General features: G+C 52.9%; 16 protein-coding genes. All 16 read right to left on the bottom strand.

Annotated features, from left to right (window positions below):
* Positions 1 to 62 precede the first annotated feature (62 nt).
* The 16 genes from spoVS to BA6348_RS26720 all read right to left on the bottom strand — a co-directional run bounded on the left by spoVS (position 63) and on the right by BA6348_RS26720 (position 15975).
* Positions 63 to 323 carry a stage V sporulation protein SpoVS gene (spoVS, locus tag BA6348_RS13650; RefSeq protein ID WP_003385776.1) on the bottom strand — a complete coding sequence of 87 codons (261 nt, stop codon included), beginning with the start codon at positions 321 to 323 and terminating at the stop codon, positions 63 to 65.
* 118 nt (positions 324 to 441) lie between these two features.
* Positions 442 to 1236 (bottom strand): TIGR00282 family metallophosphoesterase, encoded by a 795-nt coding sequence (locus BA6348_RS13645; protein WP_122952488.1) that lies wholly within the window; start codon positions 1234 to 1236, stop codon positions 442 to 444.
* Between the two features lie 74 nt (positions 1237 to 1310).
* Positions 1311 to 2852 (bottom strand): ribonuclease Y, encoded by a 1542-nt coding sequence (rny, locus tag BA6348_RS13640; RefSeq protein WP_005834089.1) that lies wholly within the window; start codon positions 2850 to 2852, stop codon positions 1311 to 1313.
* Between the two features lie 280 nt (positions 2853 to 3132).
* The gene (locus BA6348_RS13635; protein ID WP_005834091.1) at positions 3133 to 3780 is read right to left on the bottom strand and encodes a RecX family transcriptional regulator; all 648 of its coding nucleotides are present in this window, start codon (positions 3778 to 3780) and stop codon (positions 3133 to 3135) included.
* 75 nt (positions 3781 to 3855) lie between these two features.
* Positions 3856 to 4914 (bottom strand): recombinase RecA, encoded by a 1059-nt coding sequence (gene recA / locus BA6348_RS13630; protein ID WP_025846053.1) that lies wholly within the window; start codon positions 4912 to 4914, stop codon positions 3856 to 3858.
* A gap of 169 nt (positions 4915 to 5083) precedes the next feature.
* On the bottom strand, positions 5084 to 6673 hold the full coding sequence (locus BA6348_RS13625; protein WP_007786887.1) for a DEAD/DEAH box helicase: 1590 nt from the start codon (positions 6671 to 6673) through the stop codon (positions 5084 to 5086).
* 7 nt (positions 6674 to 6680) lie between these two features.
* Positions 6681 to 7925 carry a competence/damage-inducible protein A gene (locus tag BA6348_RS13620; protein ID WP_007786885.1) on the bottom strand — a complete coding sequence of 415 codons (1245 nt, stop codon included), beginning with the start codon at positions 7923 to 7925 and terminating at the stop codon, positions 6681 to 6683.
* 108 nt (positions 7926 to 8033) lie between these two features.
* Entirely contained in the window at positions 8034 to 8609 is a 576-nt protein-coding gene (pgsA, locus tag BA6348_RS13615; protein WP_005834099.1) for a CDP-diacylglycerol--glycerol-3-phosphate 3-phosphatidyltransferase, read from the bottom strand.
* Positions 8610 to 9956: a 30S ribosomal protein S12 methylthiotransferase RimO gene (gene rimO, locus BA6348_RS13610; RefSeq protein WP_005834102.1), complete on the bottom strand. Its 1347-nt coding sequence runs from the start codon at positions 9954 to 9956 to the stop codon at positions 8610 to 8612.
* Between the two features lie 112 nt (positions 9957 to 10068).
* Positions 10069 to 10974: a helix-turn-helix domain-containing protein gene (locus tag BA6348_RS13605; protein WP_005834104.1), complete on the bottom strand. Its 906-nt coding sequence runs from the start codon at positions 10972 to 10974 to the stop codon at positions 10069 to 10071.
* Between the two features lie 12 nt (positions 10975 to 10986).
* Positions 10987 to 11766, bottom strand: coding sequence for a YmfK family protein (locus BA6348_RS13600; RefSeq protein WP_005834105.1), 780 nt, complete (start codon positions 11764 to 11766; stop codon positions 10987 to 10989).
* Positions 11767 to 11874: 108 nt separating this feature from the next.
* On the bottom strand, positions 11875 to 12144 hold the full coding sequence (locus BA6348_RS13595) for a DUF3243 domain-containing protein (RefSeq protein WP_005834108.1): 270 nt from the start codon (positions 12142 to 12144) through the stop codon (positions 11875 to 11877).
* A 111-nt stretch (positions 12145 to 12255) separates the two neighbouring features.
* Positions 12256 to 12990, bottom strand: a complete 735-nt coding sequence (gene ymfI, locus BA6348_RS13590) for an elongation factor P 5-aminopentanone reductase (RefSeq protein ID WP_005834109.1) — start codon at positions 12988 to 12990, stop codon at positions 12256 to 12258.
* Positions 12991 to 12999: 9 nt separating this feature from the next.
* Positions 13000 to 14292: an EF-P 5-aminopentanol modification-associated protein YfmH gene (gene yfmH, locus BA6348_RS13585; protein ID WP_007786878.1), complete on the bottom strand. Its 1293-nt coding sequence runs from the start codon at positions 14290 to 14292 to the stop codon at positions 13000 to 13002.
* A gap of 2 nt (positions 14293 to 14294) precedes the next feature.
* Positions 14295 to 15590: an EF-P 5-aminopentanol modification-associated protein YfmF gene (yfmF, locus tag BA6348_RS13580; RefSeq protein WP_007786875.1), complete on the bottom strand. Its 1296-nt coding sequence runs from the start codon at positions 15588 to 15590 to the stop codon at positions 14295 to 14297.
* 229 nt (positions 15591 to 15819) lie between these two features.
* Positions 15820 to 15975 (bottom strand): hypothetical protein, encoded by a 156-nt coding sequence (locus BA6348_RS26720; protein ID WP_165328989.1) that lies wholly within the window; start codon positions 15973 to 15975, stop codon positions 15820 to 15822.
* Between the last annotated feature and the right edge of the window lie 5 nt (positions 15976 to 15980).

The following is a 15980-nucleotide window of genomic DNA, read 5'->3' as shown; positions in this document are numbered from 1 at the left end:
TGGACACGAAAAAACCTGTTCATTCTTCGAACAAACAGGCAGGCGATACGTTTGCAGTTTTATTATCTGGGTTCTACGATTAGTTTGATTGCAGTACGCTCTTCTCCATCAATCACGATGTCCGTAAAGGCTGGAATACAAATGAGGTCAACTCCACTCGGCGCTACAAACCCTCGTGCGATTGCTACGGCCTTCACAGCTTGATTAAGCGCCCCAGCGCCAATGGCTTGGATTTCGGCTGCACCGCGTTCACGGAGAACGCCGGCAAGGGCACCAGCAACGGAATTGGGGTTAGACTTTGCTGAAACTTTTAATACTTCCATCCTTTTTGAACCTCCCGTCTGATAGGAATCCTGTCATCATTAGAATGATATTCGCATAACCCCTAAAAATTCCTGCTAACTCGCTAGAAAGATTCAAAAAATTCTAATCTTATGTTCATTATTCCATAAAGGGATGGTCTACGTCAATTCTGATTCGCTCCAATTTCTTCGCTTGCCCGGTTGCCTTGTCAAGCGTAATCAGGACGGCGTTCAACTGCGCAGGATCTGGCGCCACTTCGAAGCGGACAGGCAGTTGGGTCAAAAATTTGCGGATGACCGCCTCGCGTTCCATCCCGAGGATGCCATTGCTCGGACCGCACATCCCTACATCGCACAAAAATCCTGTCCCTTGCGGCAAAACGCGTTCATCCGCGGTCTGCACGTGCGTGTGCGTACCGACTACAGCCGTGACGCGTCCGTCGAGATACCAGGACATCGCCTGTTTCTCCGAAGTAGCTTCGGCGTGGAAGTCGACAAAAATCAGCTTCGTGCGCTTGCGTGCCTGCTCGACCAGTTTGTCTGCCACCTGGAAAGGGCAGTCGAGCGGCGGGAGAAACGTCCTGCCCATCAGGTTGATGACTGCAAGCTCTCCTTCCGACTGCTTGATGTACGTAATGCCTTTTCCGGGCGCGCCCGCAGGAAAGTTCGCCGGGCGGATCATCCGCGGCTCCTCGTCAATAAAATCGAAAATCTCGCGCTGGTCCCACGTATGGTTTCCGAGCGTAATCGCCTGAACACCGATCTCGAACAGCTCTTTGGCGATCTTCTCGGTAATGCCTCGGCCATGCGCCGCATTTTCGCCGTTAGCGACAATGAACGTAGGCTTGTATTTTCTTTTCAAAAGCGGCAGGTACGTCTTGACGATGTCTCTGCCGGGCGATCCCATAATGTCTCCGATAAACAAAAGCTTCATCTACCATTCACCTCATTGCTAGTATACACAACTATTGCGTGATTAGAAAAAAAGTAAAGTGGCCGTCAGCCACTTTACTTTGCATACTCGACCGCCCTTGTTTCACGAATGACTGTCACTTTGATGTGACCAGGGTAGTCCAGTTCATTTTCAATTCGTTTCGTAATCTCCCGTGCCAGACGGGTAGCTTCCGCATCATCAATCTTGTCAGGTTGAACCATCACGCGAATTTCGCGTCCTGCTTGAATCGCATAAGACTTTTCGACGCCATCGAACGACTCAGAGATTTCTTCGAGTTTCTCCAAACGTCTGATATAAGTTTCCAATGTCTCACGGCGTGCGCCTGGGCGTGCAGCAGACAGAGCATCTGCAGCTCCCACGAGCATAGCAATGACGGAAGTTGGTTCGGTATCACCGTGATGAGAAGCAATACTGTTGACAACCACTTGATGCTCGTTGTATTTCTTGGCCAGTTCCACACCGATCTCGACGTGGGAACCTTCCACTTCGTGGTCGATCGCTTTTCCGATGTCATGCAGCAAACCTGCACGTTTGGCCAGCTTCACGTCTTCTTTCAGCTCGGCAGCCATCAAGCCAGCGAGATGAGCCACTTCCATGGAGTGTTTGAGCACGTTCTGACCATAGCTGGTACGGTAACGCAGGCGTCCCAAAATCTTAATCAGGTCTGGATGCAGGCCGTGTACTCCGGTTTCAAATGTTGCTTGTTCTCCGTATTCGCGAATGCGCTCGTCTACTTCACGGCGTGCTTTTTCCACCATTTCCTCAATACGGGCAGGGTGGATACGGCCATCCGCTACGAGCTTATCAAGCGCTGTTTTGGCGATTTCCCGGCGGACCGGATCAAAGCCAGACAGGATGACGGCTTCTGGCGTGTCGTCGATAATCAGATCGATACCGGTTAACGTCTCAAGCGCGCGAATGTTTCGGCCTTCCCGTCCGATAATCCGGCCCTTCATCTCATCGTTTGGCAACGTCACGACAGAAACGGTGGTTTCTGCGACGTGATCGGCTGCACAGCGTTGAATGGAGGTGGTAATAATTTCACGAGCGCGTTTGTCCGCCTCTTCTTTGGCTTGTGTCTCTATTTCTTTAATCATCACAGCCATTTCGTGGCGAACGGTATTTTCCACATCGGTCAGAATGATATTTTTCGCTTCATCCTGCGTCAGTCCGGAAATGCGTTCCAGCTCGGAAACTTGTTCTTTATATAAGTGCTCTACCTTGCTTTGCAGTTCTGCGATGGTACGGTCGCGCTCAGACAACTCTTCTTCCTTGCGCTCCAACTGTTCCATCTTGCGGTCCAGCGTCTCCTCTTTTTGAAGAATACGCCGTTCCTGACGCTGGATCTCGTTGCGTCTCTCACGCAACTCGGTTTCTGCTTCGGAACGAAGCTTGAACACTTCATCCTTGGCTTCCAGCACCTTTTCCTTTTTTACGGCTTCGGCATCCCGTTTCGCTTCCTCGACGATCTGGCGCGCAGCTTCCTCCGCACTGGAGATTTTTGCTTCCGCAATCGATTTACGAATGAAGTAGCCAGCACCCAAGCCGATGAGCAGGGCGACGAGCACGATGACAACTGTTAGTATAGGATCCATAGGCTTTTTCGTTTCACCTCCTTATTGTAAGACATCTCCCCGCTTTCCAAGCATTCGTTTTTCATGGAGTGCCGCTTTCGTTTTGCTCTCGCATTTGAACATTCGCTAAAAAACAGGACCGATTTTACTCGGTCCGCTGAATCCGTACTGCTGTCGCACGGTTGTTCAGTTGTTTCACAGGCAACGAGTGAGCAAAGCGCAAAAAGTTATGATACACCAAGTAAATACAAACCTATTTTATTATTTGTGAACAAGAATTGTCAAGAACATGCAAATAGAGTCAATCCTCTCCAACCCTTCTCTGGCGCAATTCTCCCCGAATCTGTTGGATGATGGAATGCGAGAATCCTTTGCGCATCAGCATGGCTAACAGCTTTCTCTCCTCGTCAGGATTCGGCGCTCCTTCGATGCGCCGCGCTTTCTTCTCTACCAAAGCGCGCGCCGCTTCCAGTTCAGCCTCTCTGGAAACGCCCTGCACGGCATCTTCTGCAATCGACTTGTCCACTCCGCGCTGTGCCAGCTCCATCCGCAGCATATAGGAGCTTCGCGGCTTCAGGCGCAGCCTCTCCTCCACCCATTGCTTGGCAAACGCTTCGTCGTCTATGTACCCTTGCTCCTCGCAGCGCTGGCAAATCTCGTCGGCGACGCGGATCTCGAAGCCCTTTTCCAGCAAGTACGCATGCAGTTGACTGCGCGTGCGCGGACGCATCCCCAAATACTTCAACGCACCCAAATACGCCTTGTGCTTTTCTTCTGCGACCAGCACCTCGCTGTAAAATGCCTCGTCTACCTCCGTGCCTTTAAACAGGTTGTACTTTACCAGTATGTCTTCATGTACCGTAAACGCATACTCCCCGTCCAAATCTATATGGTAGCGCTGCCTCTGCTTGTTATCGCGGTGAACGGCAGTAATTTGGCCGCTCTTCATGCGCTCTCGCTCCTCTCCAGTCGTTTTTCACACAAAACAGCCTGTCTCATCGACAGGCTGTTGACTTTTCGCTCATTAATCGAGGTCAAATGCTGGCTCTTCCTCTTGCTCCGGATCGATCACCGGCTCTGCCTCTGGAACGGAACCAGGGTTGAGGCTGAAGTACTCGCGAACTTTTGCCTCGATCTGCGCTGCAATATGCGGGTTTTCCTTGAGGAAGACTTTCGAGTTTTCCCGTCCTTGGCCGAGGCGCTCCTCGTTGAAGGAGTACCACGCACCGCTTTTTTGCACGACGTCGATTTCGGAACCGATATCGAGGATGCTGCCCTCTTTGGAGATCCCTTCCCCGTACATGATGTCCACTTCAGCGACCTTGAACGGTGGCGCTACTTTGTTTTTCACGACTTTGATCTTGGTCTTGCTACCCATGATGTCGTTGCCGACTTTGATCGCTTCGGCTTTGCGGACATCGAGGCGCACGCTCGCGTAGAACTTCAGGGCGCGTCCACCAGGAGTTGTTTCCGGGTTCCCGAACATCACGCCTACTTTTTCACGCAACTGGTTGATGAAGATCGCAATCGTCTTGGACTTGTTGATCGCACCGGACAGCTTGCGCAGGGCTTGCGACATGAGGCGGGCTTGCAGACCTACGTGGGAGTCTCCCATTTCGCCTTCAATCTCTGCCTTCGGAACGAGCGCCGCTACCGAGTCCACGACAATGATATCGACTGCACCGGAGCGTACGAGCGCCTCGGCAATTTCCAATGCTTGCTCCCCGGTATCCGGCTGGGAGAGCAGCAGCTCGTCAATGTTCACGCCCAGCTTCGCTGCATAGACAGGGTCCAGCGCGTGCTCGGCATCGATGAAAGCTGCTTGTCCGCCTTGTCTTTGCACTTCTGCGATGGCATGCAGTGCTACGGTTGTTTTACCGGAAGACTCTGGACCGTAAATCTCGACGATCCGGCCGCGCGGGAATCCACCCACACCCAATGCGATATCCAAAGCTAACGCTCCACTGGAAACGGTAGAAATCTGAACGTTGGACACTTCTCCCAACTTCATGATGGAACCTTTTCCAAATTGCTTTTCTATTTGACGCAATGCACTCTCCAAAGCTGCGCGACGATCTGACAAATGGTACACACCCTTTCACTATTCGCATCTCTTTTGCTTGTCTTCATCATACATCGAGACAGAACCGTTTGCCAAGTGTTTTTTACGAACAAATATTCGCATCGCAAAAAACAGCCATTTCCTGGAAGTTTCCAGCGAAATGGCTGTCTGTTTTTCACCTGTAGCGAAGTTAGGAGCGCTTCGCACCGCGCGGCTTCGCCGGCTCCAGGTTGATGCGCTTGCCGTTGATCCGGGTTTGGCGGAGCGATTCGTAGACGAACGCCGCCACTTCTTCCGGCACTTCCACAAACGTGAAGTTTTCGAAAATGTCGATGCGGCCCACCGCTTTGCCCGGGATGCCGACCGACTCGGAAATTTCGCGAACCAAATCTTGCGGCTTCATGTTCGCGTTGCGGCCTACGTTCAGGAAGAAACGCACCATGCCTTTTGCCGCACCCGTCTCTCCGAAGTTGTACGCTTCGGTCTCCTGAATTTGCCCTGCTTCGGTATGGAAAGCCAGGTGCAGTGCCGCAGCCGCAACCTTCTCAGCCGGGTATTGGCCCACGAGCGTTTCCGCTACTTTTTGGTACATATCCGCAATCGCATCGCTTTCCAGCAGGCTGGTCAACTGCTCGCGGAGCTGCTCCTGCTTGCGCTCAGCCACTTCCTCCAGCGACGGAACGTTGCGGGACAGCACTTGTGCTTTTGTCTGCTTCTGGATGAACATCATCTGTCTAACTTCACGCGGAGTCACCAAAGTCATGGCGATTCCTTTGCGTCCGGCGCGGCCTGTACGCCCGATCCGGTGCACGTAGCTCTCGGAGTCTTGCGGAATGTCGTAGTTGATGACGTGGGATACGTTTCCTACGTCGATCCCGCGCGCCGCTACGTCGGTGGCGATCAAAAACTCGATGGAGCCTTCGCGGAAGGCATTCATCACCTTGTCGCGCTGCGCCTGGGAAAGATCGCCGTGCAAGCCGTCCGCCAAATACCCGCGAGATTGCAGCACTTCGGACAGCTCATCCACCCCGCGCTTGGTGCGGCAGAAGATGATGCCAAGCTCCACGTCCTCGCTGTCGAGAATGCGACACAGGCTCTCTACTTTGTTCCGGTCAAACACTTTGTAATACACTTGTTCGATCAATGGCGCTGTCACTTCTTCGCGGCTGACCGCGATCGTTTGCGGCTGCTTCATGTAGCGGGTCGCCAGGCGCTTGATTTCAGGCGGCATCGTTGCGGAGAAAAGCAGAGTCTGACGCTCTTCCGGCATATGTGTGATGATCGTTTCGATATCTTCGATGAAGCCCATGTCCAGCATTTCGTCCGCTTCATCCAGAACGAGCGTATGTACATGATCGAGCTTCAATGTTTTGCGGCGCAGGTGGTCCATGACGCGGCCGGGCGTCCCGACTACGATCTGCACGCCTTGGCGCAGGGCGCGAATCTGGTGGCCGATCGACTGTCCGCCGTAGATCGGCAGCGTGCGTACTTTGTTGTATTTGGAGATGCGCAGCAGCTCTCCGGCAACCTGGATGGCAAGCTCGCGCGTCGGAGTCAGCACGATAGCCTGTACGCGGTTGGCTGGCGTAATTTTCTCCACGAGCGGAATCCCGAAAGCTGCGGTCTTACCCGTTCCCGTCTGTGCTTGGCCGATCAGGTCTCCCCCAGCCAGCACTTTCGGAATGCAAGCGGCCTGGATCGGCGATGGCTCTTCGAAGCCCATATCGTGGATCGCCTGCAAAATGGATTTATGTAAAGGAAAATCAGAAAACATCGTCATGAAAACGTCACCTTTCTTTTTGCATTTGCAGCGCATAAAATAGCGCAAATTTGGCGGCACGCCCAACAATCGCCTGTCTTCTGCCAGCCAGGCGCAGTTCTTTTACTACTGTGGGCATCCCTTCACCCGCAATTCCGACGTAGACAAGGCCAACAGGCTTGCCCTCCGAAGGGTCGGGTCCAGCCACACCCGTCACGGACACGCCGTATGTGGCTCCCAGCTTGGCTCGCACATTTTCTGCAAGCAACTGCGCCGTTTGCCGACTGACCGCACCGTCCGTATTCAAAACCTCTTCGGGCACGTCAAGCAGCCGGTTTTTCACATCGTTTGTATAACAGACTACGCCGCCTTGAAAAACAGACGAGCTGCCGGGAACGGACGTAATCAGCGAAGCGACCGTGCCGCCTGTACAGCTTTCCGCACATGCGATCGTTTCGTTTCGCTTTTTCAGCTCGCTCACCAAGACGGCATGCAGGGACGAATCTTCTCCCATCCCGTACACATACTCGCCAACACGCTTGCGAATTTCTTCTTCCACCGGCAAAATCAGCGCTTCCCCTTCTTCTGCCGTAGCCGCTCTCGCCGTGAGCCTGAGCGTCACTTCAAACTCCTTGGCATACGGCGCGATCGTCGGGTTGTCCTGCTTTTCAATCAAATCCAGCAGCCGCTCCTCCAGAGCGGATTCCCCGATTCCGTAGAAGCGCAGCACATGGGAATGGAATACTTGCTTCTCTGGCAACAGGTCTGTCAAGTACGGCATCACGTAGCGATCCACCATCGGGTACAGCTCGCTCGGCGGTCCAGGGAGCAGCACGAACGTACAACTGTCATGACGGATCGCCATCCCAGGCGCCATCCCGAAGTCGTTGGAAAAGACATGGCTGCCTGAGAGCACCAGCGCCTGCTTCCGATTGTTCTCCGTCATGACAATCCCACGTTGCAAAAAGAATTGTTCAATTCTTTCCATGGCTTCCTGGTTCGTTTCCAGCCCGACGCCCACGTGTGCTGCCACCGTTTCTTTTGTCAGGTCATCCTGGGTCGGTCCAAGCCCCCCTGTCAAAATGACGAGATCGGATCGGCCGGATGCGAGCGCAATGACCTGCCGCAATCGCTCTGAGTTATCTCCCACAACCGTATGGAAATAGACTCCCACGCCAATTTCCGCCAGCTTCTGCGACAGAAACTGGGCATTTGTGTTGGCAATTTGGCCTAGCAAAAGCTCGGTACCTACTGCGATAATCTCCGCTCTCATTTTCCTCATCCATTCTCTTTGAGAGTAGAAAAGCCTCTAACCAAACAGTTTATCACCGATAGCGGCTATAGAGAAGAGTCTTGTGAAAAAAGAGACCAATACCCGTAGCTACGAGTATTGGATGACGTTGCGATTTTTCGCAAAGTAGTCGTACCCGGAATAAAGCGTGATAACGACCATAGCCCACGTGGCGACTTCGTCAAACGGAATCCCGAAAAATTCAAAGGGGAAGTTGCGGATCATGACAGCGGTAATCGCCACAATCTGAACCCATGTCTTCAGTTTACCCAATGCGCTGGCAGCAATTACCTGACCTTCTGCCGCAGCGACCAGGCGCAAACCTGTTACAGCAAATTCCCTGCTGATGATGACAATCGCGATCCACGCTTCCAGACGCTGCATCTCCACGAGGGAAATCAGCGCTGCGGAGATCAGCAATTTGTCTGCAAGCGGGTCCAAAAATTTTCCCAGATTCGTCACGATCTTGCGTTTGCGAGCGATGTAACCGTCGAGTCCGTCCGTACTGGCTGCTAGGATAAACACCAAAGCCGCAATCAGCTCGTTATACGTCATCGTCAGGCTGCCAATGGAAAATGTCCCGATGTTGTAACGCACCAGCAGAAAAAACATGACTACCGGCACCAGGAAAATCCTGGCGAGGGTGATGCGGTTGGCGAGATTCACCTAGACTACCTCCCCGGCCAAATCGTATTCATAGGAGTGTGTGATCTTCACTTTTACGATAGAGCCTAATTTGCCTTTGAACCCTGTGACGAATACTTCCCCGTCAATTTCCGGGGCGTCGTATTGCGTCCGGCCTACATAAATATCGTTGCGTCCCTCGTAGCGTTCGATGAGAACGTCCAGCTCCTGGCCGACGAAGCGACCGTTGCGATCGCCTGCAACCTCACGCTGAATTTCCATCAGCATGTTCGCGCGCTTTTCCTTGACTTCTTCGTCGACATGGTCGGGCAAGCGGGAAGCAGGAGTGTCATCCTCATTCGAATACGTAAACACGCCCAGTCGATCGAAGCGGATGTCCTTCACAAACTCGCAAAGGCGCTCGAAGTCCTCTTCTGTCTCTCCAGGGAAGCCTACGATCAACGAGGTGCGCAGCGCTACATCCGGCACCTGCGCGCGGATTTTCGCCACAAGCTCGCGAATATCCGTTTGTCGCCCCGGACGACGCATTCTTTTCAGGATATGGTCTTCCGAGTGTTGCAGCGGCATGTCCACGTATTTGCACACTTTTGGATTGGTCGCAAACGTGTGGATCAGCTCGTCTGTAAAAAAGCCCGGATAGGCGTAGTGCAGACGAATCCACTCGATTCCATCCACTTCCGCCAAACGGTTCAACAGCTCTGGCAACATCAGCTTTCCATCGTAAATGTCTGTACCGTAGTTCGTGGAATCTTGAGCGATCAGGCTCACTTCTACAATCCCCTGCGCAGCCAGGTGGCGCGCCTCTTCGACGATGGATTCAATCGTCCGGCTGCGGAAGCCACCCCGCATCAGGGGAATACTACAGAAGGTACAGGCGTTGTCGCAGCCCTCGGCAATTTTAATGTATGCAGAGTACGTGCCTTCCTTCACCTTCCGCTTTACTACATCTTCGTACGTAAAGATCGGGTTGCCCACAAAAATCGGACGCTTGCCCGCCAGCGATTCTTCAATGATCCCTGTAATCGACATAAAATCGCCTGTACCGACAATGCCGTCCACCTCGGGAATCTCGTTCAAGATATCCTCTTTGTAGCGTTGTGTGAGACAGCCTGCCACCACAAGCGATTTCAGCTTGCCGGTTTCCTTCAATTCACCCATTTCCAGAATCTTGTTCACAGATTCTTCCTTGGCTGCATCGATGAAACCACAGGTATTGACGATGACCACGGTTGCTTCTTCCGGATTGTCAACCAGTTCATAGCCTTTTTCATCTATCAGATGGGCCATCATGTCCGAATCGACAAGATTCTTTTCACAGCCCAGCGTAACAATCGCTACTTTTTCTCGCGTACCTACCTTCTCTGCCATCTTTTTTCCTCCAATTGGTCACACCAGCCCATATTACACCTATCCAGTATAATATAAGCCTAAAGGAAGTGTCAAAAGAGACGAAAGTACGAAAGGCAAGCATTACGCTTGCCTACTGTGCTGCTGCTTCTTTCATTTTGATGGTGATGTTCGACGGCATGAACTTCATTTTGGACGTATCGACTACCGCTCCGTTCACCGTCAATTCGACAACGGTCGGCTTTCCGAGACGCACATACGCCGATTTCCCCAGTTCAATCGTGATTTCTTCCTTGGCTCCCTTTTTCAGTTCGCCTTCCTCGACGTACTTTTTGCCTTTTCCTTCCGATACCCCGAACCAGCTTCTGTCTTCCTTCACTTTCAGGTGGACGGTGATTTTTTCTCCACCCTGCAGGGAGTAGTTGTACATGGAACCTTGCTGCGAATCGAACGTGATCGTCGCCTGAGAAGTGACCTCTCCCGGCTCGGGTGTCGTCGTTCCCGGCTCAGGGGGAGGCGTGACAGTAGATGGCGGTTGCGGCTGCTGCGCGATCGGCGAGGTGGGAACCCCTCCACCTTTGTCCGGAGTGACGATTTCCGCTCCAGGAGTGACTGTTCCGCTCGGTACAGGCTGCGTGCTGATATTGCCGTTGTTATTTACTGCTGCGATGTAAATAACGCCGATAATCAAGGCAATGAACAACACCAGCAAAGTTTTGGTGACCCAACGCCCCGCCTGCAGCGGATTATTCGCGGAAGCAACTCTCCGGCGACGCAATCTCTCCACTTGCTCCGTTGGCGGCTGGGCTGGCAAATCGGCCTGAAAATGCGTCAGGATGTGATTCGGGTCCAAACCGACGGCTTCCGCATAGCTCTTTATGAACGCACGCGCATAAAAGTGGCCAGGAAGTACATGAAAATGACCTCTTTCAATGGCTTCCAAATATCGCCGCTGTATCTTGGTGATTCGTTGGATGTCGTCGAGCGTGATTCCTTTTTCCTCGCGGGCCCTTTGCAAGACTTGACCTAGCTCAGACACAGTTGCCCCTCCTTAATTCATGTCAAAATTATCAAAGCCGCGATTGTTAATCAGCTCGTATGTAATCTCCTCATCTGGATAGTGGCGAAGTTCGATAATGTAGTGGAAATCAGACATTTCGTACTCAGACTCCCGCACAAAAATATCCGGATGCTCAATGATTTTCGCGGCAGGAAAGTTCATAATCTCCCGAAGCAGGGTGTAGTGCTTCTCTGTCGATCGCAGCGTTGAAACAATCCCATCTATCAAATATACATGATCGGTAGACATCTCATCAATGGCTAAGGAGCTTCGCACCGTTTGTCGCAGCAAAGTTGAGGAAATGAACGTCCAGCGCTTGTTCGCCGAGACACTTGCTGCAATCATCGACTCCGTCTTCCCCACGCGAGGCATTCCCCGGATGCCGATTAGCTGATGGCCCTCTTTTTTCAAAATCTCGGCCATGAAGTCTACCAAAAGCCCCAGCTCGTCGCGCACAAAACGGAACGTTTTTTTGTCCTCGCTGTCACGCTCGATGTACCGGCCATGCCGAACGGCAAGACGGTCGAGCATGGTCGGGGGACGCAACCTCGTTATGGTTATGTTGTCCATTTTTTGCACAACGTTGCGCAAAACCTCCATTTTTTCATCGTCGTCCGTCAAGAGCAGCATGCCGCGTCGCATCGTATCCACGCCGTTGATCGTCACGATATTAATGTTCAACATCCCCAGAATAGAAGACACGTCCCCTAACAGACCCGGACGGTTGCGGGCAATTTCGTACTCCATGTACCATTCTTTTTTCGCTTCCATATACAATCCTCTCCGCCACCCAAAATGATCTTCTTCTGTAGTATATCACGTTCGTATCATTCGACAAACGCGAAAAGAAAAATCCCCATGAATAGGGGATTTAAACGTCTAGTTGCCACGATTGACATTATCGGAATTTTGAACGAGCTTCACCATGAGGGAAGCGAGTGCTTGCTGTTGCTGCTGATCGCCCGCATCCCAGAGCTGCTTCAACAGACGCTCTTGTTCGTTTTTCGGGTCGACCTGCTCTGCCAGATAGCCTCCAATCTGGTACGCTACGTTTTCCAGTGTCTGGCTTTCCATGCCAGCCTGTTTCGCCTGCTCTACTCGCTCTCCGAGAAACTCTTTCCAGTCGCGAAAGTTGTCCAAAATCGACATTAGGAAATTCCCTCCTTTTTTCGTTGCGGCAACGGTCTTCTACCGACCGCCCACACAAGAGGTAGACTTCCACCATTTCTCGGAAATTATTCACGAGAGCGGGAACAGGACTTACGTGTACCAGCCGCCGTTTGGACTGATGATCTGGCCTGTGACGTAGCTCGCGTCTGCGGACAGCAAAAACCGCACGACAGCCGCCACCTCGCGGGGATCGCCCAGGCGGTTCGCAGGGATTTCGTCCGCGATCATCTCCACTTCATCCGGGGAAAAACGCTCCATCATCCCGCCCTGGATCGCTCCGGGAGCAACCGCGTTGACCGTGATGCCATTCGGGGCCATTTCCTTGGCGAGCGCTTTGGTAAACGTGTTGATCGCGCCTTTGGTCAAGGAGTAAAGCACCTCGCAGGAGCCGCCAGTCAGTCCCCAGATCGACGAGACATTGACGATTCGTCCGTAGCGCTCGCGCAGCATCGCAGGCAAGGCAGCCTGGCAAACCAAAAAGGCGGAGCGAACGTTCATCGCCACCAGCTCGTCAAACGTCTCGACAGACACGTCGGTAAACAACCCGACGTGATCGGCCGAGGCGTTGTTGACAACGAGAAGCGGCGGCGCTGACATCTGCCCGAACATCGCCGCGATCTGCCCAGGATCGCGCAAGTCAGCCTGCAGCTTGACGCAAGGGACAGCGCGCTCAGAGCACAGATGCACCAGCCGGTCCAGCTTGTGCTCTGAGCGGTTGTAATGCAGGTAAAGGGGCACCCCTGCTTCCGCCAGGTAAGTACCGATCGCCTGGCCGATTTCTCCGGAAGCCCCCGTCACCAATGCCCAAGGCATTTTTTCCGTCATGCTCATTTTCTACTCCTGCGGCGAAGCGGAACGCACGATGGATACCGCCATTTGCTCCTCGAGAAAATGCTCCTGCAGGCGCGTCTCCGCTTCTTCGCGTGTAATTGACTCCAACGTTGGCACCACGGAGAACAGATCGTTTCCGTTGAACTTGAAGCTCGTAAACTGATTGGCGATAAACTCCACGGAGTTGAGCGAGCGCAGGAAATGGCCGATCTTTTTCCGCTTGGCCCGCTCGAACTCCTCCTGGCTGATCCCTTTTTGCTTGAGCTGCGCGATTTCTGCCTTGATCGTCGCCACGAGCCGATCCGGGTCGGGCGTATCTCCGCCGATGATCGTATAGGCGTAGTCCTGTTCGCTGCTGTAGTCAAAATCAAAGCTGTCCGTAATCAGCTCGCTCTCGTACAGCCGCTCATAAATAGCCGAGCTGGTGCCAAACGCGATGTCCAATACGAGCTTCGTCGTCAAATCTCTGCGCAGCAACGCTTCTTTGGTCAGTCCCGTTTCCTTTTCCTTGATGCCGATCATGCACTTGGGCAGACCGACGGTGAGAAACGCTTCGATCTTTTCCTGAGCCGGTGCGGCAGGCTCCTCGGGAAATACCCGGGTAATTTGCGGAGCTGGCGGAAATTCCTTTTTCGTCTGGTTCTCGCGGATCAGCTTCATGATCGCCTCCGGTTCAAACGAGCCTACGACCAGAAGCAGCATGTTCGCCGGATGGTAAAACGTTTCATAGCATTGGTAGAGGTATTCTTTGGTGATGTGCGAGATCGTTTCGATCGTGCCCGCGATTTCGATGTTGATCGGGTATTTTTGGTACATCGCCTTGAGCAGATTCATGTACACTTTCCAGTCCGGATTGTCGTCGTACATCGTAATTTCCTGACCGATGATTCCTTTTTCCTTTTCCACGCTGGCATCGGTGAAGTACGGCTCTTGCACGTAATCGAGCAGCAAATTCAAGTTGTCATCCAGCTTGTCTGTGCACGAAAAAAGGTAAGCGGTGCGGTTGAAGCTGGTGAACGCGTTGCAGGAGGCTCCGTTTTTGCTGAACTCGTGCATGACGTCGCGATCTTTTTTCTCAAACATTTTGTGCTCAAGAAAATGCGCGATTCCGTCCGGCACATTAATCTCTTCGCCGCTGCGCGTCTTGAAGTGGCTGTCAATCGAGCCATAGCGTGTGGTAAATACGGCGTACGTCTTGCTGAAGCCTTGCTTGGGAACCAGGAAAACTTGCAGCCCATTGTCCAATGTTTCGTGGTAGACGGTTTCGTTTACTTGCTCAAAAACAGTCGTCTGCATAATTACGCCTCTCCCTTCTTGTCGCGCAGCAAGTAGATCGTATCGATCGCTACCTTATTCGCCACCCGTTTGATGTCTTCGATGCCGGCCTGCTCAATTCCCGCGAGCAGTTCATCCAGCTTGCGCTTGCGGCCGCTAATCACGCCGTTGTAAGTGAAATCAATCATGCCGCGGGCGCTGTCCAAAAGCTCGCGAAACTGGTTGGACAAGGTAGCTCGCGTCTGCGTCAGCTCTTCCTCGGAAATATTGCCTGCCCGCATCTGCTCCAACTGTTCCTTGATGATCTCGACTGCGCGCTTGTATTTGCCGACGTCGATGCCGGACATAATCATCATGATTCCTTTATGGCTCTCCAGGCGCGATACAGCGTAGTAAGCGAGGCTTTCTTTTTCCCGGACATTGACAAACAACTTGGAATGCGGGAATCCGCCCAAAATGCCGTTGTACAACAGCAAGGCCGGATAGTCGTCATCCTTGTACGTCACCTGCGTGCGGCAGCCGATATTCAGCTTGGCCTGGTTCACATCGAGGCGATCGACGACTTCCTTTTCTTCCGCAACTTGCTTGGTCGCGCCACCGAGCTGCAACTCGCCCGCTGCCTTGCGCGCAAGCGGGATGTGCGTGCGGATCGCATCGGCCACTGTTTGCGGCTCGACATCCCCGACGACAAACATGTTGATCGGATTGGTTGTGGTGATTTCCTGAAAATAGCGGTACAGCTCCTGGCCCGTGATCGCCGGCAAGTCTTGCACTCGCCCCTGGACCAGCAGGGAGAACGGCTCTCCTTTGCACATCTCTTCTGTGACGCGCTGATTGGCGTACTTCATCTTGTCGTCAATCAGGCTCTCGATCCGCTTTCGCAGCGCTTCTTTTTCCTGCGTCACATACTTCTCGGCAAACGCATTGTTTTGCACATACGGCCGCACCAGCATGTCGCCTACGAACTGAATCGCCTGCTCCAATAGCGCGTCCTCTTTAGACAAGTACTTCTCGTTCGGCACCTCCATATAAATTTGCAGGATTTGCCGTTCGCCTTTTTTCATGACATCTACATCAAAAATGGCGCCGTACAAAAAGTCGAGGTGCGCACGCAACAGCTTGGTCTCCGGAAAACGGGCGCTCGCCCGCTTCATGACGTTCGCCAGCAGCGCGGTCTTGGTCACGTGTTCCTCCGACAGAGCCTGTTCAATCATCGTCACGATCGTCGTAGTCTTGAATTTGGCGGTCGGAAGAATATGTACGTTCATCCCGTTCATTTGGGAGCTTTGAAACGCGATCTCAGACGTCTGTGCTTTCATGGCAACTTCTCCCTTCTCCATCTGCTTATACTTCTCTATTGTAACCAATTGGCAGGCCATCTTTCATCAGAATCTTCCATTATAACTGCCCTGTTTTCCATCGTATGCGCCTGCGGCCCGCCGTAAGACTCCTCGCTTTCGTCCTTTGGCGTCCGGCTGTTCCTGCGTTTTTTTCGCGAAAAAGAAAAAGAGCAAGCCGGCCTTCTCGGGCGCGTGCTCGCTCTCGATGCTACATATCCATATAATCCCAATCTCTGGTGTCTTCCGAAGTGCCGCCTTCTTCCACGAACCGGCCGCAATCAGAAGACAGGCAAAGCACGCCATCCAACTGCTCGTCGTGAAAAGGCAAGCCGTGATTTCCTCCACAGTATGGACAGATCCACATACGAA

Source organism: Brevibacillus agri, assembly GCF_004117055.1.
GTDB lineage: Bacteria > Bacillota > Bacilli > Brevibacillales > Brevibacillaceae > Brevibacillus > Brevibacillus agri.
This window is presented reverse-complemented; position numbering and strand designations above follow the sequence as displayed.

Bases quoted from the DNA above. Each gene is read 5' to 3' on its own strand.
- spoVS (WP_003385776.1), bottom strand. From the start codon at position 323: ATGGAAGTATTAAAAGTTTCAGCAAAGTCTAACCCCAATTCCGTTGCT.
- BA6348_RS13645 (WP_122952488.1), bottom strand. From the start codon at position 1,236: ATGAAGCTTTTGTTTATCGGAGACATTATGGGATCGCCCGGCAGAGAC.
- rny (WP_005834089.1), bottom strand. From the start codon at position 2,852: ATGGATCCTATACTAACAGTTGTCATCGTGCTCGTCGCCCTGCTCATC.
- BA6348_RS13635 (WP_005834091.1), bottom strand. From the start codon at position 3,780: ATGAAGAGCGGCCAAATTACTGCCGTTCACCGCGATAACAAGCAGAGG.
- BA6348_RS13625 (WP_007786887.1), bottom strand. From the start codon at position 6,673: ATGACGATGTTTTCTGATTTTCCTTTACATAAATCCATTTTGCAGGCG.
- BA6348_RS13620 (WP_007786885.1), bottom strand. From the start codon at position 7,925: ATGAGAGCGGAGATTATCGCAGTAGGTACCGAGCTTTTGCTAGGCCAA.
- rimO (WP_005834102.1), bottom strand. From the start codon at position 9,956: ATGGCAGAGAAGGTAGGTACGCGAGAAAAAGTAGCGATTGTTACGCTG.
- BA6348_RS13600 (WP_005834105.1), bottom strand. From the start codon at position 11,766: ATGGAAGCGAAAAAAGAATGGTACATGGAGTACGAAATTGCCCGCAAC.
- BA6348_RS13595 (WP_005834108.1), bottom strand. From the start codon at position 12,144: ATGTCGATTTTGGACAACTTTCGCGACTGGAAAGAGTTTCTCGGAGAG.
- ymfI (WP_005834109.1), bottom strand. From the start codon at position 12,990: ATGACGGAAAAAATGCCTTGGGCATTGGTGACGGGGGCTTCCGGAGAA.
- yfmH (WP_007786878.1), bottom strand. From the start codon at position 14,292: ATGCAGACGACTGTTTTTGAGCAAGTAAACGAAACCGTCTACCACGAA.
- yfmF (WP_007786875.1), bottom strand. From the start codon at position 15,590: ATGAAAGCACAGACGTCTGAGATCGCGTTTCAAAGCTCCCAAATGAAC.
- BA6348_RS26720 (WP_165328989.1), bottom strand. From the start codon at position 15,975: ATGTGGATCTGTCCATACTGTGGAGGAAATCACGGCTTGCCTTTTCAC.